A 17760-nucleotide genomic window follows, 5' to 3' on the forward strand; every position below is an offset into this window, starting at 1 on the left:
GTCGTCGCCGGGGTTGGTGCCGGGGTGCCGGGTGAGCCGTATCGATGTGCACGCGTCGGACGGTTCCGGGTGGGCGTCGCGGAATGGGCGTGCGGGCCCGGAGAGATAATTCCGGCGCGGGGATGCTAACGACGGAATTTCGGCCGCCGCAAGGGCGTCAAGGGACTTTTTCGGCGTGCTCAGTATTGAGCAGAATTCCGGTGTGTAAATGCAGGATCATCTGGGGTCTTCACTTTTCCCCGGCCGCTGGAATCACGCGCTCGGCGTTCTCGCCGGCCCTCGGTGCGACGGGTTCGCGAGCCGGCACAGGAGGACGGAACGCATGCCGCAGCGTGTGCTGATCGCAGGTACCTCGGCGCTGCTCGCCGGCCGTCTGGCGGCCCGCTGCCTGACCGCTTCCGACGAGACCGAGGTGGTGCTGCTGTCCGCCGCCGTCTCGCGGCCGGGCGCGATCGCCCCGGACCGGAAGGAGATCGCCTCGTTCGTGGCGCAGTCGGCCCGGCTGCCCGATCCCGGGGACAGGCTGACCGTCGTGTGCGCGGCACCCGGGGCGGTCGCGGGCGAACTCGGGGCGCTGACGGCGGATCAGGTGTGGTGCGTGGTCCCGGGCTGGGACCGGGCGCCGGTGCGCGGGGCGCGCGGGGACGCGGCACTGGCCGGCTCGGTGCTCGCCGCGCTGCCCGCGCTCGGGGCCGTCGGATACGTGCACGTCGGGCCGGACGGAGCGGTGGACGACGGTCCCGCCGGACCGGTGCGCCGCGGCTACCGCGAGCTGGAACGGCGCGCCGTGGAGGCGTGCCTGGACGCCGGTGTGGCCTGGCGGGTGCTGCGTACACCGCCGGTGCTGGACGACCAGGCACCGGTGTTCGGCGAGTGCCCGCCGGGCGCGCACCGGCTGCTGTGGGCCCTGCACGCGGTGCGGACCGAGGTCGAGGACCGGGTGCCCGACTGGTTCGAGCGGCATCCGCTGCGGGTGGCCGGCGCGGCGGGGCTGGGGCTCACCCTGCTGCCCGCCGAGCAGGCCGCCGAGGAGCTGTGGCGGGCCGGTGCGCCGGGCGGGCTCCCGGACGGGTTCGCGACGGTGCCCGCGCCGGCGCCGGTCCCGCTGACCGAGGTCCTGGCGCGGGCCGGCGCGGTCCACGGCATCGACGTCCGCCTGGTGGCGGACCGCGAGGGCCTCTCCGCCGCCGACCGGCTGCTCGATCTGCGCCTGGCGGACGTCCGCGCGCAGGCCGCACGGCTCGGGAACGGGGCGGAGGTCCCCGTACCCGGACCCCTGTCCGACGGTACGGCCCCCCGGGCCGGCGTCGGCGCGCCGGATCCCACGGCGGCCGCCCGGCAGCCCGCGCCGACGGCGTCCGGGCGGCCCCCGGCGCCGTCGCCGGCCGTACCGGAAACCGCGGCTCCCCCACCCGGATCAGGGGCCTCCCCCACCCTCGCCACGCCGCTGTCCGCCGCCGGGCAGTGGGAGTTGTTCGGGAGCGTGCGGGCGTACCAGGCGGTCGCCGGGCGGGCGGCGGGGACGGCGGGGCGGGAGGACGTGACGCTGCGCCGGCGTACCGTCGAGGTCGCCGGGCGGCCGCTCGCCGTGTACGAGGCGGGCGACGGTGACGGGCCGCCGCTGGTGGTGCTGAACGCGCTCGGTCAGGGGCCCGGGTTCCTCACCCGGCTGTGCGCCCGGCTCGCGCCGCACCACCGCGTCGTCACCTGGCAGGTCCGCGGCACGGAGCGGGACGATCCGCCGTGGCGGGCCGGGGACCAGCTCGACGACCTGGAGGCCGTCCTCGACGCGGCCGGGGCCGACCGCGCGCATCTGCTCGGCTGGTGCACCGGCGCCAAGATCGCGACGGCCTTCCAGCGGCGCAGGCCGGACGCTGTGGCCTCCCTGGTGTTCCTGAACGCCACGTTCCGGCAGAACGGCCGCTGGGACGGCATGGACACCAAGTACGAGGCCGACCTGGCGGCGGTGTGCCGTGCCCTGGACCGCAGCCCGGCGAAGGCCGCCCGGATGCTGGGCCTGCTGGCCCCCGGCGCTGCGGGCGGCAAGGGCAGCCCCGGCGCCCGGGACGCGGGGGTGCTCGGGGTGCTCAGCCGGGCCCTCGCCGACGAGGTCCGGCGGCCGTTCCGCGACGCGGAGGTGCTGGTGCGGTACGCGCGGCAGCTCGTGGACCTGTGGCGGCTGGACTCGGCGAGCCAGGCGGCGCATGTGACGGCGCCGGTGCTGTTCGTCTGCTCGGAGTTCGACGGGATCTCGTCGCCGGCCCGGGCACGCGAGGCGGCCCGCTGCTTCCCGCGGGCGCGGTACGCGGAGCTGGCGGTCGCCGGTCACTACGCGCCGCACGATCGCCCGGCCCTGGTGGCGGAACTGATCACGGAGTTCGTCCGCGCGCCGGACGAGGTCGCGGACCTCGTGCGGTACGCGGAGATCACCTGGCACATCGACACGGAGGGAACTGCACGGTGAGCGAGGCCAAGGCCTTCGACCGGGTCGCGGACGACTACGACCGGATGCGGGGCGGAATGGAACGCGGCCGGCAGGCCGCGTCGCAACTCGCCGGGGACCTCACGCCCGGCACGGTGCTGGAGGTGGGCGTCGGCACCGGCATCGTGGCGGCGGGGCTGGCCGAACTCGGCCACCGGGTCCACGGCGTCGACCTGTCGCTGCCGATGCTGTCGCGGGCCGCGGAGCGGCTGGCGGGGCGGGTGACGGCCGGCGACGCCCGGGCCCTGCCGTTCAGGGACGGCACGTTCGACAACCTGGTCTTCACGCACGTCCTGCATCTGGTCGGGGACATGCCGCGCGCCCTCGCGGAGGCGGCGCGGGTCCTGCGCCCCGGCGGGCGGCTGCTCGCGGTGCACGGCGACCCCGCGGCCGACCCGGACGACCTGGTCGCCGTACTGGACCGGCTGGCGGTGCTCCAGCCGCCGCGGCCCGACACCCCCGAACGGCTGGACGCGGCCGCGGCCGCGGCGGGGCTGACCCGGCTGCGGCACGAGTTCGCGCCGGACTACGAGCGGGCCACCACGCCGCGTCAGCTGCTGGAGAGTCTGGAGCGCCGGCTGCCGCCCTACCTGTGGGAGGTCGACGACGAGACCTGGGGCCGGGTGGTGGAGCCGGCCCTCGCCGAACTGCGGGGCCTCGCGGACCCGGGCCGGCCGCGGGTGCAGCAGTGGCGGGTGCATCGCAGCGTCTACGTCAAGCGGTGAGGCGCCGGGGGCCGGGGAGGGCCGACGCGGGCCGGCCGCGCTCCCCGGTCCCCGGCCGTTCAGCGGGGTATCAGCTCGAAGGCGATCGCCGGGCGGCCGCCGAACCGGGCCCCCATCGCCTGGGCGAGTCCCAGCAGGGGCCCGCGTACGTCCGTGACGGGCGGCTGCATCGCCGCGAGATAGCTGGCGTGCGCCTCCAGGGAGGCCACGGCCCGGTCGATGTGCTCGCCGACGTCCACGGCGTGGGTGGGCCGGGGCGAGTTGGAGATCGCCACGTACCGGACGCCCTGCCAGGGGCCCGGTCCGTCCTCGGGAAAGATCCACCGGTTGGCCGCGTCGCCGACGGCGTCGAGCAGGGCCCGGCCGGTGTTGCGGTGGTCCGGCGAGTTCCAGCGTCCGGTCGAGGTGTGGTCGTGGTGGCAGAAGCCCAGCACGAGTTCGGGGCGGTGCCGGCGGATCGCGGTGGCGAACTGGCGGCGCAGCTCGGGGGAGTACTCGATGCGTCCGTCCGGATGGTCGAGGAACTCCACGCCCGCGGCGCCGACCACGGCGGCGCTGGCCCGCTGTTCGGCCTCACGGATCTCGGCGGCCTTCTCCGGCGCCATGGTGTCGATGCCGGCCTCGCCCCGGCTCGCCACCACGTAGGTGACGGTCTTTCCGGCCGCGGTCCAGCGCGCGACGGCACCCGCGGCTCCGAATTCCATGTCGTCGGGGTGCGCCACCACGGCCAGGGCGCGGGTCCAGTCCTCGGGCATTTCCTGGAATTCATCGCTCATGGGCCGAAGATAACAGCGGGCATTACTCCGCCGGTACCCTGGGAATGGATTTCACTGAACTCCGCCCGGCCATTGCGTCCGGCCATTGCGTCCGGCTTGGAAAATACCTCGTGACGCCCTGCTGGAACGCTCAATTGTGAGCAGAGCCGCGGGTGGGGACGCGCGAGGATCCGGCTGATCCCCGGCGGCGGCCCGGTCACCGGCGCCGCGGTCCCGCGAGCGAGAGGACAACGCATGCAGACGCAGTCGACCAGCACGATGACCTGGGACCCCTGGCAGCCGGCCCCGTTCGAGCAGACCGACGGCGCCCCGGTGCTGCTGCACGGTGAGGTGGCCAACCACTACCGCGGGACCATCGAGGCCGAGGGCGTCCAGCAGGTTCTGATCGCGCTCTCCCCCGGGGGCGCCAGCGTGTTCACCGCGCTGGAGCGGGTGACCGGCCGGATCGGCGACCGCAGCGGCAGCTTCGTCCTGCAGATCAGCGGCACCACCGGCGGCGGCGCGGCGAAGGCCACGCTCGAGGTGCTGGAGGGCTCCGGGACCGGTGGGCTCGCCGGGCTGCGCGGCACCGGCACCTACTTCTGTGACAACCCCGGTCCGGACGGACACGCGAGCGTGACGCTGGACCACTCCTTCGAGTAGTCCCGGCGATCCGCGTGCGTGTGTGTCGGCCGAGGGCATAGGCTCGTCAACACCGGAGCACCACGCGGCAGTTGCGTGCCGGAGACGGCCGACCCTTGAGGAAGGAAGTTTTTCATGTCCCCCATTGGGCAGCTGGCAGCGGTCACCCTGGACGCGCCGGACCCGAAGGCTCTCGCGGAGTTCTACAGCGCCGTGACCGGCTGGGAGTCCCTGTTCGCGAGCGAGGACTTCGCCTACATCGGAACCCCGGACGGGTCCAGCCGCATCGGCTTCCAGCGGACCGAGAGCCTGAAGAAGCCCTCCTGGCCCGGCGACGACAAGCAGATGCACCTCGACTTCAGTGTGAGCGACCTGGAGGAGGCGGTGGAGCGGCTGACCGCCCTCGGGGCGACCAAGCCGGAGCACCAGCCGGGTGGCGAGAAGTGGGTCGTGCTGATCGACCCCGCCGGTCACCCGTTCTGTGTGACCACCATGGCCTGACGCCTGCCGGTACGGAACGCGTCGGGACGGACGTCCTGCGCGGGGCCCGGCACATGTGTCACGACGGGGCCGCGGCACTCACCGAGTGCCGCGGCCCCGTCGTGTCGCGGGTGCCGGCCGGAGCCGTCAGTCGCCCCAGTACTGCGGTGTCAGGCAGCCGTCGTGTCCGCTGCCCTCCAGCATCAGGCTGTCCCAGCCGCCGCCGCCCTCCTCGCGCGGGACCCAGTCCTGCATGTAGGTGGCGCGCGGGGCCTCGGGGTCCGTGCGGGCGTCGATGCCCATCAGCTTGTACATGGTGCCGAGCGTCCTCATGTGGATGAGGAAGTGCATCCGCTCCATCGTGCCGAAGAGTTCCTCGAAGACCAGTGCGGTGGCGTCCCCGCCGGAGCTGAGGTTGGTGTTCTCGGCGACGGTGCGGGCGAACAGCCGGGCCTCGGCGCGGTACTTGTAGCTGAAGTCCACCACCCGGTGCATCACCACACCCGCGGTGGCGGTGTTGAGGAGGCCGTCGGCGGGGACGGACGTCTGGTGCTGTGCGGGGAGCACCTCGAACCAGGGCTCGTCCCGGTCGGCGGCCAGGGGACTCATGGAGGGGTCCTGTGCCATCGTCCGGGTGGCGGTGCCGAAGATGCCCCAGCGATGCGGGAGCATCATGGTCTCCCGCACACTGCCGGGCACGAAGGCGGCCTGCCAGTCGTCCGCCTGGTGGTGTGCCACGTAGCCGCCGAGGACGCCGTCCCGGAAGTCGCGCGCGCCGCCCATGTGCAGCAGCCGTTCGTAGTCCTCCAGGGACCGGAAGTGGATCAGCCAGTGCAGGCGGTCCTTGACGCCGAAGGTCTCCTCGTAGACGAGGACGGTCGCCAGTCCCGGGTGCTTGGCGTTGACGAACTCGGCGGCCTCCCGCGCCATCCGGCGGGCGGTGTCGCCCTGCCCGCCCGCGATCTGGGCGACCCGCTCGACGACGACCCCGGCGTTCGCCGAGTGCAGGATCTTGTCCGCGGGCTGCGCCGTCTGGTGCCGGGCGGGCGGGACACTGGGCATGCCGCTGTCCACGGTCATGTGGCTCTCCTCGGTGTGTGGTGACGGGTGACGCACGCCGGGTCAGGCGTAGGCGGCGAGGCGGTCGCTGAGGACACCGGCCGCCCCGGTCATCAGCAGGTCGGCGATGCGTTCGACGTGCCGCTCCTGCCAGGGCTCCAGAGCGGTACCGCCGACGCAGCGGTTGAAGGCGCCCGCGGCGGGCCCGCAGTGCACCTGGTAATTGGCCCGTTCGGCGGGATCGCCCTCCTGGGCGGCCCGGTTGGTGCGGGCGAAGTAGGACTTGAAGACGAGTGCCATCCGGTGCTTCGGGTCCCGCTCGGCGCGTTCGGTCTCGTGCGCGCGGCCCGCGTCCCGGTAGTAGGCGCACGTCTGCTTCCACACCTGGTCCAGGGGGGCGCGCAGGCAGTCGCGTTCCAGCCAGGCGCGGGTGGGCCCGTCGAGGTCGTCGAGGCCCGTGTGGGTGCGGTAGAGCTGGTAGAGCTTGTTGGCGCGGGCCGCGAAGAGGGTGCCCTTGCGGACCACCTGGACGCGGGAGCCGAGTTCGAACAGGTCGCCGGCGGGCGCGTACGCGGTGTCCTGCACGTCCAGGGCGGCCAGCATCTGCTTCACCGCGTCCGAGGTGCCGGCCTGCGGGGAGCACTGGTTGACCGAGCCGGTCACCACGAAGTCCGCGCCGAGGACGAAGGCCGCGGCCACCGCCTCCGGGGTGCCGAGGCCGCCGCACGCACCGACCCTGAGGCGGCGCGCGTAGCCGTACCGCTCGGTGAGCCGGGCGGCCAGCGCGACCGTGGTCGGCACCAGTGCCAGGCTGACGCCGCCGTCGGTGTGGCCCGCCGAGTCCCCCTCGACGCAGACGTCCTGCGCGACCGGCAACACGCGCGCCGCGTCGGCCTCGGCGGAGGTCAGCCCGCCCTCGACGACCAGACGATCCAGCAGTTCCGGAGCGGGCGGTGCCATGAACTGGGCCGCGACCTCGGGACGCGAGCACTTGGCGACGACGGTGCGTACGGCGGCGGGGGTGCCGTCCGCGGCACGGTGTGCGCCGTGGAAACGGAACCGGACGAGGTCCGGGGTGACGGCGGTGAAGGCGGCCGCCTCCACGTGCCGTACGTCGTGCCGCAGCAGCAGGTCGACCAGGGCGCGCTCGGCTCCCGGACGGGTGAGGTCGTGCAGCAGGTTCACTCCGTAGCGGCCGTCGAGGCCCGGGGTGCGGGCCAGTTCGGTGACCGCCTTCCCGACCGTCTCCAGGTGCAGGCCGCCGGCGCCGAAGTAGCCCTTCAGGCCCGCCCGGCCGAGCCGGGCGACCAGGTCCACGGAGGAGACGCCCCGGAACATGCTGCCGGCCAGGTAGGCGTAGCGCAGTCCGTGGTCGTGCCGGAACTCCGCGGAGCCCAGCCGCGCGGCGGCGGGGTCCCGTACGGGCTCCGGCTCGGGTGGGGCCGTCCGGGACGTGCGTCCGATGGCCGCGGTGGTGGCGGCCGGCGGGGAAGCGGTGCCTGCGGGCGGCGGGTGCGGCGCGCCGCTCGCGGGGGCGGGGCGTGCGGACGGTGCCGTACGGGCTTCCGGGCCGGGTCCGGTCCCGGGGGCGGCGGTGGCCGCCGTACCGCCGGGGCGCCGCCGGGCCGGTGGGGCGGGCTCGGCGACCACGGAGTCCCACATGGGCCGCAGCATGGGCCGGGGACCGAACTCGCGTGCCTCCGTGACGCCCCGGCGGATCAGTTCCCGCAGGGACTCGTGCCAGCGCACCGGAGCGGCGATCTGCCGGGCCAGCAGGCCGGCGACGCCGTCCGGCGGGTGGGGACGCGCGGTGACGTTGGCGATCACCGGGATGCGGGGCGGGCGGAACTCGACGGTGTCCAGGAAGGCGGCGAACCGCTCCTGGGCCGGCCGCATGTGCCGTGAGTGGAAGGCGCCGCTGGTGGCCAGCGGCACGCACCGGGCCCCCGCGGTCGCCCGCACCTCGGTCTGCACCGCCTTCACGGCCGCGGCCGGGCCCGACACGACCACCTGGGTGGCGGTGTTGAGATTGGCCAGGTCCACGTCCGTGGCGCCGCAGCGGTCCAGCAGGGCGCGCACCCCGTCGGGCGGGAGTCCGAGGACGGCCAGCATGGCGCCGCCGTCGGCCTCCCCCATCAGCTCGCCGCGCCGTTTCACGATCCGCAGGCCCGTCTCGAAGTCGAAACACCCGGCGGCGAGCAGCGCGTTGTACTCGCCGAGGCTGTGACCGGCCAGGAAGTCGGGCGCGGGCCCCTCCGCCAGCGCTTCGGCGCAGGCGAGCGCGTTGACGACGTACAGCGCGGGCTGGGTCCAGCGGGTGCGGTTCAGCCGGCCGGCGGGATCGTCCAGGCACAGTGCGCGCACCGGCTCGCCGAGCACACGGTCGGCGACCGCCACGTACTCGGGGAAGCGGTCGAAGAGCCGCTCCCCCATGCCCGCGCGCTGCGCCCCCTGGCCGGCGAAGAGCCAGGCCCTCACTCGGCCGCGGTCAGCTGGTGCGGCAGCAGCAGGGTGTCCTCGATGGTGCCGGGGACATAGGTGCGGCCCCAGGTGCCGCCGCCCTTCTGTTCGGCGATGAACCGCCGCTCCCCCAGGGCCCTGAAGTCCTTGTCGGTGCGCTCCAGTTCGAGCAGCTCCTGGTAGGCGTCGAAGTCCTTCAGGTGCACGAGCCAGTGCAGCCGGTCCATGACGCCGAAGGTCTCCTCGTAGAGGTAGGAGGTGGCGCGTCCGGGCAGTTTGCGGTTGACCTCGTTCTGCCAGGCGAAGGCGTAGAGCCGGGCCTCCTTGCGGAACTCGTGGGTGGCCTGGCCCGTGCGGTGCAGGGTGAGCATGGCGTTCGCGGAGTGCAGCAGTTCGCCGTCGGGCCGGCCGGTCTGGAGCTTGGCCGGGTCCACCCAGAGGTCACCGGGGTCGTGGTCGTCCTCCTCGTGCACGAGGCCGTGCTGGGGGACGAGGATGCGTTCCTGGACGGAGCCCTCGACGACGGCGCGGCCCCAGACGCCCGCGCTGGCGTCGTCGACGACGCGGTCGCTCTCCAGCAGGTCGATCATCTTCTCGTCGTGGTCGACCATGTGCAGGCTGATGGCGTAGTCGTTGGGTGTCTTCCAGTGGATCAGCCAGTGGACCCGGTCCTGTTTGCCGAACGCCTCCTCGTAGAAGTAGAAGGAGGCGCCGTTGAGGTCGGACTGGTTCATGTAGGCGATCACGGAGGCGAAGAGCTTGCGGCCCTCGTCCCGGTGCTCGTACTTCAGCTGGGCGCTGCGGGCGATGGTGAAGCCCGAGTTGCCGGAGTGCAGCAGCTTGTCGGCCGGCACGGGGCTCTGTGCCGACGCGGGGCTGAGACCGGCCGTCCTCCGGGCTGTCCGCTGATCCATGGAATGGCCGTCCTTCCGGTGCGGAGATGCGTGGCTCGGGCCGGCCCGCGGGGGGGCCGGCGCGAGCCACGCTAGGCGGACCGCCGCCGGGGGGCTGCACAACTTTGAGCAGGCGGGGGGCGGTTCGCCGCCCCGCTGCTCGTCAGCTCGTCGCGGGCGCCTCCTCGGCGGGCCGCTCCGTCGCGGGGTCGGCCCGGCGGGGCATCTCCTTGAGGAACAGGGACACCACGAGGGCCACGGCGACGAGCAGCACGCAGACGAGGAACATGTCCCCCATCGCGTGTGCGTAGCCGTCCAGCGCCCGTCCGCGCAGCGGCTCGGGCAGCCCGTGCAGCGCGGTGACGCCCTTGTCGGCGGCCCGCGCGGCGTCGGGGCCGACGTCGGTGAGGCGGTCGGTCACACGGGTGGTGAGGACGGTGCCGAGCACCGCCACGCCGACCGCGGAGCCCATCCGCTGGAAGAAGTTGGCGGCGCTGGTGGCGGCACCGATGTCCTGGGGCGGTACGGAGTTCTGCACGGCCGTGATGACGGGCTGCATCACCAGGCCGACGCCGGCGCCGAACAGGAAGGCGTACAGGCCGATCTGCCAGTAGGGCGTGTCGGCCGTGAGGCGGGACAGCAGCAGCATGGTGACGACGAGCAGCGCGGACCCGGAGACCGGGAAGACCTTGTACTTGCCGTTCTTGCTGATCAGTTGTCCGGAGGCGATGGAGGTCACGGTCAGGCCGAACATGGCGGGCAGCATGGCGAGGCCCGAGCGCGTGGAGGACATGCCCATGACCGCCTGGAAGTACAGCGGCAGGAACACGATGCCCGCGAACATGGCGGCACCGGCCAGCAGCCCGAACAGCGCGCCGATGCCGAACACCGGGTTGCGGAACAGGCCCATGGGGATGACCGGTTCGGCCGCCCGGGTCTCCACCCACACGAACAGGACGCCCAGGGCGACGGCTCCGACGGCCAGCAGCAGCGACCCCGGCGCGGCCCAACCATAGGTGTCACCGGCCCAGTTCAGGTACAGCAGGGCGCAGACGACCGCACCGGCGACCAATGCGGCTCCGGCGAAGTCGACGGTGTGCGGCCGCTGCGGGCTGCGGATACGCAGGCCCACCGCGGTCGCCACCAGGGCCAGCACACCGACCGGCACGTTGATCAGGAAGATCCAGCGCCAGCCGGGTCCGTCCGTGAACCAGCCGCCGACCAGCGGCCCGACCACGCTGGACAGGCCGAACACCGCGCCGAACATGCCCTGGTAGCGGCCCCGGCGCTCCGGTGGCACGACGTCGGCGATCACCGCGAGCGCCAGCACGAACAGTCCGCCCGCGCCGAGACCTTGCAGCCCTCGGAAGACGATGAGCTGCCAGATGCTCTGGGCGACGCCGCACAGCACGGATCCCACGACGAACACACCGATGGCGCACTGCACCACGGTCCGGCGGCCGTAGAGGTCGGAGACCTTGCCCCACAGCGGTGTGACCGCCATCGAGGTGACCAGGTAGACCGTCACCACCCAGGGCAGGCGCTCCAGTCCGCCCAGTTCGCCGACGATGCTCGGCAGGGCGACGCTGACGACGGTCTGGTCGAGGGCCGACAGCAGCATCCCCGCCATCACACCGGCGATGGCCAGTGTGGCCTGACGAGGGGTGGGCAGGGCCGGTGCCGCGTCCGCGGCCGCGGGGGCCGCCTCTGCGGAGTTTTCCATGGCTGGTCCGTTCCTTCCGTGGGGGGTCTGGCCGGCGGGCCGGGCGCTACGGCACGGGCGCCGCCGGGGTGGGTGCGGAAACCTCGCCCGTCACCCGGCGGGTGACGAAGCGCAGATCGAGGATGGCGGCGCGCACGGGGACCGGCCCGGGATCGGGCGTGCGGTCCGGCGTGCCTGCCCGGGTGACGGAGTCGGTGGCCGGGCCCCTGGCGGAGATCGGGTCCGGCGTGGGCGTGCCGGCGGCGGGACCGGTGTACGTGGGGGCGGCGGTGTCCCGCTCCAGCCACAGCCGCCTGCGGCGGTACTCGGGGGCGGGCAGCGGCCGTCGTACCGGTACGCCCGCGGGACGGTCGCGCGGGTCGAGCGCGGAGGCGACGAGGTGGGCGTTGGTCCCGCCGAGCCCGAAGGAGCTGATGCCCGCGACCCGCCGCTCGGGCGGCGCCGCCCATTCCTCGACCGCCGTCACCGGCCGGAACGGGGAGTGCGCGAAGTCGAAGCGCGGGTTGGGTGTGTCGCAGAACAGGGTGGGCGGGACCAGTCCGTGCTCCAGGCTCAGCGCGACCTTGATCAGACCTGCCACGCCCGCCGCGCTCAGCAGGTGCCCGACGTTGGCCTTCACGCTGCCGATGGCACAGCGGCCGTACGGTTCCTCGGCACCGCCGAACGCGTCGGTGAGCGCCTTGAGTTCCATCGGGTCGCCGATCCGGGTGGCGGTGCCGTGCGCCTCCACGAGCCCGATCTCGTCGGCCCGGCGGCCCGCGGCGGCCAGGGCCTTGCGGACGACGGCGGTCTGCGCGGCCGGATTCGGTGTGGTCGTGCCCATCGTGTGGCCGTCGTTGTTGACGGCGACCGCCTCGATCACGGCGTGGACCGGGTCGCCGTCGCGCAGGGCGGCGCCCAGCGGCTTCAGCAGTACGGCGCCGCAGGCCTCTCCGGGCACGATGCCGTCCGCCTGCTCGTCGAACGGGCGGCAACGCCCCGTGGGCGACAGCACCCGCGCGGCGCTGAACTCCAGGTAGGGGCGTTCGTCCAGCAGGATCTCCACCCCGCCGGCCAGGGCGAGCTCCGACTCCCCGGACAACACGCTGCGGCAGGCCAGCTGCACGCTCACCAGGGACGACGAACAAGCGCTGTCCACCACCATGTTGGGGCCGCGGAAGTCGAACCGGTGCGCCACCTGCGCGGCGAGGAAGTTCTGGTCGGACTGGAGCACGTCGGGCCGCAGCGGCGCGCGGCGCGGGTAGGTGGAGATCCGGCCGCCGACGAACACGCCCACGTCCCGGCCGCGCAGCTCCTCGCCCCGGTACCCCGCGTCGGCCAGGCAGTCCCGGGTGGCTTCGAGGAACAGCCGGATGCCCGGGTCCAGGACGGTGGCCTCGTCGTCCGTGAGCTGGAACGGCTCGGGATCGAAGCGTTCGAGGCCGTCGAGGAACCCTCCCCACTTCCCGGTGCTGCGGCCCGGTGCGTGGTCGGGGCTGTAGAGCGCCTCGGTGTCCCACCGCCCGGGCGGTACCTCTTTGACGGCACAGTGTCCCTGGAGGAGGTTGCGCCAGTAGGTGGCGACGTCGGGCGCACCCGGGAAGCGGCCCGCCATGCCGATGACGGCGACCTTGGTCTCCGTACCGCCGTGCGCGGGGCGGGGGGCGGCCGCGGGGGCTTCTACCGGGTGCGAGGGCTGGTGGGCGGGTGGCGCGGAGACGGCCGCGACGGCGGGGGTACCCGCGGCGGGCGCGGGAGCGTCGGCGGGCGGGGACGTACGCGGTTCCGCCTCATGGCGCGGGGCCAGGCCGAGACCGGTCAGGTGGCCGTGCAGCTGCTCGACGCTGGGGTGTTCCAGCAGCAGCGACGGCGGGAGGCGTTCGCCGACGGCCTCCTCGACGTGGTCGAGGAGTTCGCCCAGCATCACGGACTCCACGCCGAGGTCGGCGAAGTCCGCCGTGACGTCGAGGTCGGCCTCCGGGGTGCCCAGCACCGCGCACACCAGCCGCACCAGCCAGGCGGGTCCGCCGTCCGTCGAGGATCCCGCCGAGGACACCTCGGCGCGGGCCGCGTCGGGCGCGGACCGCGGACGTGCGCCGGCCACCGGCCGCGCGGCCGCCGTCCCCCCGGCCTCGCCGGCCCGGCTGTCGAGCAGTGTTCCGGCGTCGAACGACGGGTCCAGCGGGACGGCCGGCAGGACCGTGCCGCCCCAGGGCATCGCCAGTACCTGGTCGAGGACGCGCAGGCCCTGCGTGTCGTTCAGGCTGTCCAGGCCGACGGGCGCGCAGACGTTCTCCTTGCCCCGGGCCGCTCCGCTGTCGGTCCACATCGGCCAGCACACCGAGCGGAAGTGGGCACCGCCCTGCCGCACCCGGTGGGCGAGGAGGAAGTCCATAGCCGCGTTCGCTGCCGCGTAGTCCGTGACGCCCACGGCCAGGCGGGGAACGAGCGCGCAGGCCGAGGAGAAGGCCACGAAGAAGTCGAGCCGGTCGCCGGCGCAGAGGGCGGCGAGGGTGTCGAGACCGTCGGCCTTGGGTGCGAAGGACGCGCGTATCGAGGCGGTGTCCTTGCCGACGAAGGCGGGGCGGCCGGTCCCGATCCCGCCGGCGCAGTGCACGACGCCGCCCAGGGGCGCGAGTTCGGTCCGCACACGGTCCAGGAAGGCTCCGAGGGCGGACGCGTCGGTGAGCGGGCCGGTGTGCACCAGGACGCGGGCGCCGAGCCGTTCCAGCCGTCGTACGTTCTCCACCGCCTCGGCCTCGGCCTCGCCGAGGGCCTCGGGCGCGTCCCACAGGTGACGGGCCGGCAGCGGCCGGCCGCCGAGGACGGCGATCGCCCCGGCACCGCGTTCGACGAGGTGGGCGGCGACGCGGGCGCCGATGCCTCGGGTGCCGCCGGTGACGACGTAGGCGCGGTCCGGGTCCGGGGTGAAGGGGACGGCCCGGCCGAGGGTGGGGCGCAACAGGGGTTCGTAGCGCAGCCCGTGCCGGTGGCAGATCTCCGCCCTGGCGCCCGGCAGGTGCCATTCGCCCCACAGTGAGGCGGCCAGCCGGTCGGTGTCGGCGGTGGCCAGGTCGGTGTCGACCACGGTGGTGTCCAGCCGGCCGTACTCGGCGCCGAGGCAGCGCAGGAACCCGGCCATGCGGGCGCCGGAGGGGTCGGGGGCGGGGCCGTCGAGGTCCTGGAGTCCGCGTACGGCCTGGATTCCGCGCAGTCGTGTGCCGGGCCGGGCTCCGAGCAGGCGACGGATCAGCAGCAGACGGGCGGTCCACGGCCCGGGATCCGCGGGGTCCGCGCGGTCCAGGTCGGTGAGGTCCATCCAGCCGGCGATCAGCGGGTGGCGGGCGAGCAGGTCGCCGGTGACGGCGTCGGCCTGCTCGTCGTCGGCGAACCCGACCGTGCCGTCGAGGAGTTCCTGCGTGCCGTGGTCGTCCCGGACGAGGACGGGGACGAGGGTGCCCCGTGGTGCCGTCGCCGCGAGCGCGTCCGCGAGACCGCGCGTGGCCGTGCCGTACAGACAGAGCACCACGCCCTCGGCGGGGCCGGAGCCGGCGTTCACCTCGCCGGTGGGCAGCCACTCCCGGCGCAGCAACACGGCGTCTCCGTCGGGCTGTTGTCCGGCCTCGACGGGACCGGTCGTAGCGGCGTGCGCCTGCACCGTCTCCACGGGCCGGGACGGGCCCGCGGCCGCGGGTGCCGGGGCGTCGACGGCGGGCGCACCGGCTGCGGTCTCCGGTATCCAGCACCGCATGCGGGCGAAGGGGTACGCCGGCAGGGTGGTGACGCGTGGCCGCACCTCCGGCTCTCGTGGGTGCAGCAGGGGCCAGTCCACCGGCCCGCCGGCCGCCCAGTGCCGGGCGAGCGCGCCCAGGTCGGCCTCGGGTCCGTCGGGCAGCAGCCGTCCCTGCGGCCGTCCCCCGTGCGGGGCCCGCCCGCGTACGACCCCGCCGGTGGCGGAGCCGGCCGCGAAATCCGCCAGACGGGCGGACGCTTCGGCGGGGTCGCCGACGACGAGCGCCAGCCGCTCCCGCAGCGGTTCCCGGCCCACCTGGAGGGTCCAGGCGACATCGGCCAGGGCGGGTGCGTCGGGAGCGCGCAGCCGTGCGGCGAGGCGCGAGGCGGAGTCCTTCAGACGCTGCCCGTCGTAGGCCGACAGTACGAGCAACTGGGGCCGGCCCGGTCCGCTCGCCCGTGGTGCGGTGGTGTCCGGTTCGGGGCGGGCGGGGTACTCCTCCACGATCAGGTGGGCGATGGTGCCGCCGGCGCCGAAGGAGCTGATGCCGGCGCGCCGGGGGCGCGGTGTGCCGTCCGGGCCGGTCGGTCGCGGCCACGGGGCGGCGGTCCGCTGGGCCCGGAAGGGGACGGTGTCCCAGTCGATGTTCGGGTTGAGGTCGTCGGCGTGCAGCGTCGGGGCCAGGGTGCGGTGCTCCAGTTGGAGCAGGACCTTGGTGAACGCCGCGATGCCCGCCGCGGCCTCGGCGTGCCCGATGGTGGACTTCACCGAACCGATCGGCAGGGATCCCGGCGCGCGGTCGGCGGTGCCGAAAACCCGGCCCAGACCGTCGATCTCGACCGGGTCACCGAGGGCGGTGCCCGCTCCGTGGGCCTCCAGGTAGTCGATGTCGCCGGGGAGCAGTCCCGCGTCGGCGAGGGCACCGCGGACCACGTCGCCCTGCGCGGCGGGGGACGGGACGAGATAGCCGTTGGTGCGTCCGGCGTGCACCACGGCGCTGCCCCGGATCACGGCGCGCACCCGGTCGCCGTCCGCGAGGGCGCGTTCCAGCGGCTTCAGGACGAGGACGCCCACGGCCTCCGCCGGTACGAACCCGTCGCCGCCCGCGCCGAAGCTGCGGCACCGGCGGGAGCTGGAGGTCAGTGACATCAGCCGCTGCTGGACGAACTTGTTGGGGTGCAGGGACAGGTTGACGGCACCCGCGAGGGCGATCTCGCAGTCGCCGGCCCGCAGGGCCCGTACGGCCAGGTGCAGGGCGGCCAGCGAGGAGGAGCACATGGTGTCGACGGCGAGGCTGGGGCCGTGCAGGTCGAGGATGTACGAGACGCGGTTGGCGATGTTGCCGAGCGCGCCGCCCGCGTAGGCGGGGCGTCCCCGCAGGGTTTCCTCGACGCCGAAGAAGGCGTAGTCGGCGTACATGGCGCCGGCGTACACCCCGACCCGGGAGCCGTGCCGCTCGCGCAGCCGCTGCCGGGGGTGGGCGGCGTTCTCCAGGGCGGCCCAGGCCGTCTCCAGGAAGAGCCGTTCCTGCGGGTCCATGAAGGAGGCGTCGCGCGGGGTGATGCCGAAGAGCAGCGGGTCGAAGCGGTCGACGTCGTCGAGGAATCCGCCGATCATGTCGTCCACGGGCCAGCCGGGCCGGTGCCGTTCGGGCGGCAGGGCGGTGACGCAGTCGTGTCCGGTGGCCAGGTGGGACCAGAAGGTCTCCAGGTCCGGGGAGTTCGGGAAGCGGCCGGCGACGCCGATGACGGCGATCGCGCCGGTGCCGTCCGCGGCGGGCCGCGCGTCCGGGCCCACGGCCGGATGTGCCGCCCCGGCCGGGAGGGTGCGGGAGGCAAGGTCGCGCGGCGGGGGTTTCGGTGCCGGCTCCTGCGTGCGGCGCCGGGCTCCGCATCGGTGCACGGCGTCCGCGGCCACCTCGGCGATGTCGCCGTGCTCGAAGAACAGGGTCCGGCTGCCGACGCCCCAGTCCTCGGCCAGCAGCGCGTTCAGTTCGCCGATCTGCAGCGAGGTCAGTCCGTACTCGACGAAGGGCGTCCGCGCGTCGAGCTCGTCCCGGGGTATCCCCGACACCTCGGCGTACCGGTCGAGGAGGGCGGCCTCCAGTGCGGCCACGCGCGGTTCGGCCGGATCCGGCGCCTGTGCCGCCTCCGGAGTGCCGGGCACGCGAGAGATGTCCGGTACGTGCGGTCGTGTGCCGTCGGCGGACAACGACACGGACAGGGACACGGACTCGGACTCGGGCTCGGGCTCGGCTCCTGCCCCGGCCTCCGTCTCCGTCTCCATCTCCGCGAACGGGTACACCGGCAGCGGCACACGGGACCGCCGCGTACGCCAGTAGCTCTGCCAGGGCAGGTCGGCGCCGTCGGCCCACTGCCGGGCCGCCTCCGCCGCGGTGGCGGGGGGTCCGGTGGCGGCCTGTGCTCCGGGGCCGGCCTGCCCCGTGTGCACGGCCGGGTCGGGGCGGCCCGCCAGGAAGGCGCCGAGCCCGGCGAGGACACCGTGGAGATCGGGGTGCACGACGGCCAGCCGGTGCCGCATCGGCACCCTGCCGGTCTGCGTCGTCCAGGCCACGTCGGCCGCCGCCGGCGCCCGTTCCTGCCGCAGCAGGTGGGCGAGGCGGTCGTGCAGGGCGCGTGCGGCACGGGCCAGCCGCGCCGGGTCGCCCGCCGACACCAGGACGACGGCGGGATCGGCCGGACCCGAGTCGGCGCCGGCGGGCCGCGGGTCGGGGGCCGGCGGCGGAGCGGAGGTACCGCCGCCGGGGTGGCTGTCGATGTCGGTGCGCTCCATAGGATTCATGCCGTCTCACTCCACGGGTGTCGACCT

10 protein-coding genes are annotated in these 17760 nt (G+C 74.4%); 4 read left to right on the forward strand and 6 right to left on the reverse strand.

Features of this window, described 5'->3' with window-relative positions:
- Nucleotides 1–322 precede the first annotated feature (322 nt).
- The gene (locus BLW57_RS03865) at nt 323–2464 is read left to right on the forward strand and encodes an alpha/beta fold hydrolase (protein ID WP_093472151.1); all 2142 of its coding nucleotides are present in this window, start codon (nt 323–325) and stop codon (nt 2462–2464) included.
- Complete coding sequence (locus tag BLW57_RS03870) at nt 2461–3207, forward strand: class I SAM-dependent methyltransferase (RefSeq protein ID WP_093472153.1); 747 nt, start codon at nt 2461–2463, stop codon at nt 3205–3207. Before BLW57_RS03865 ends, BLW57_RS03870 begins: the two co-directional genes overlap by 4 nt.
- A gap of 59 nt (nt 3208–3266) precedes the next feature.
- On the opposite strand, the gene BLW57_RS03875 is transcribed toward BLW57_RS03870, so the two are convergent.
- Nucleotides 3267–3983, reverse strand: coding sequence for a PIG-L deacetylase family protein (locus BLW57_RS03875; protein ID WP_093472155.1), 717 nt, complete (start codon nt 3981–3983; stop codon nt 3267–3269).
- Nucleotides 3984–4217: 234 nt separating this feature from the next.
- Here BLW57_RS03875 and BLW57_RS03880 point away from each other — a divergent pair, with 234 nt between their 5' ends.
- Nucleotides 4218–4625 (forward strand): DUF3224 domain-containing protein, encoded by a 408-nt coding sequence (locus BLW57_RS03880; protein WP_093472157.1) that lies wholly within the window; start codon nt 4218–4220, stop codon nt 4623–4625.
- A gap of 114 nt (nt 4626–4739) precedes the next feature.
- Entirely contained in the window at nt 4740–5105 is a 366-nt protein-coding gene (locus BLW57_RS03885; RefSeq protein WP_073890565.1) for a VOC family protein, read from the forward strand.
- A 126-nt stretch (nt 5106–5231) separates the two neighbouring features.
- Here BLW57_RS03885 and BLW57_RS03890 read toward each other — a convergent pair whose 3' ends face one another.
- The 5 genes from BLW57_RS03890 to BLW57_RS03910 form a co-directional block, all read right to left on the reverse strand.
- On the reverse strand, nt 5232–6164 hold the full coding sequence (locus BLW57_RS03890; RefSeq protein WP_093472158.1) for a DUF6039 family protein: 933 nt from the start codon (nt 6162–6164) through the stop codon (nt 5232–5234).
- A 42-nt stretch (nt 6165–6206) separates the two neighbouring features.
- Nucleotides 6207–8621, reverse strand: coding sequence for an ACP S-malonyltransferase (gene fabD, locus BLW57_RS03895; protein ID WP_093472159.1), 2415 nt, complete (start codon nt 8619–8621; stop codon nt 6207–6209).
- On the reverse strand, nt 8618–9517 hold the full coding sequence (locus BLW57_RS03900; protein WP_143050264.1) for a DUF6039 family protein: 900 nt from the start codon (nt 9515–9517) through the stop codon (nt 8618–8620). Before BLW57_RS03900 ends, fabD begins: the two co-directional genes overlap by 4 nt.
- A 142-nt stretch (nt 9518–9659) precedes the next feature.
- A complete protein-coding gene (locus tag BLW57_RS03905; protein ID WP_256339375.1) occupies nt 9660–11219 on the reverse strand; it encodes an MDR family MFS transporter in 1560 nt (519 codons plus the stop codon).
- A 46-nt stretch (nt 11220–11265) separates the two neighbouring features.
- On the reverse strand, nt 11266–17733 hold the full coding sequence (locus BLW57_RS03910) for a beta-ketoacyl synthase N-terminal-like domain-containing protein (protein WP_093472161.1): 6468 nt from the start codon (nt 17731–17733) through the stop codon (nt 11266–11268).
- Nucleotides 17734–17760: the final 27 nt, after the last annotated feature.

This window comes from Streptomyces sp. 1222.5, from assembly GCF_900105245.1.
Classification (GTDB): domain Bacteria; phylum Actinomycetota; class Actinomycetes; order Streptomycetales; family Streptomycetaceae; genus Streptomyces; species Streptomyces albidocamelliae.

Coding starts and splice junctions, on each gene's coding strand:
- BLW57_RS03875 (WP_093472155.1), bottom strand. CDS start 3,983: ATGAGCGATGAATTCCAGGAAATGCCCGAGGACTGGACCCGCGCCCTG.
- BLW57_RS03910 (WP_093472161.1), bottom strand. CDS start 17,733: ATGAATCCTATGGAGCGCACCGACATCGACAGCCACCCCGGCGGCGGT.
- BLW57_RS03890 (WP_093472158.1), bottom strand. CDS start 6,164: ATGACCGTGGACAGCGGCATGCCCAGTGTCCCGCCCGCCCGGCACCAG.
- BLW57_RS03900 (WP_143050264.1), bottom strand. CDS start 9,517: ATGGATCAGCGGACAGCCCGGAGGACGGCCGGTCTCAGCCCCGCGTCG.
- BLW57_RS03880 (WP_093472157.1), top strand. CDS start 4,218: ATGCAGACGCAGTCGACCAGCACGATGACCTGGGACCCCTGGCAGCCG.
- BLW57_RS03885 (WP_073890565.1), top strand. CDS start 4,740: ATGTCCCCCATTGGGCAGCTGGCAGCGGTCACCCTGGACGCGCCGGAC.
- BLW57_RS03865 (WP_093472151.1), top strand. CDS start 323: ATGCCGCAGCGTGTGCTGATCGCAGGTACCTCGGCGCTGCTCGCCGGC.
- BLW57_RS03905 (WP_256339375.1), bottom strand. CDS start 11,219: ATGGAAAACTCCGCAGAGGCGGCCCCCGCGGCCGCGGACGCGGCACCG.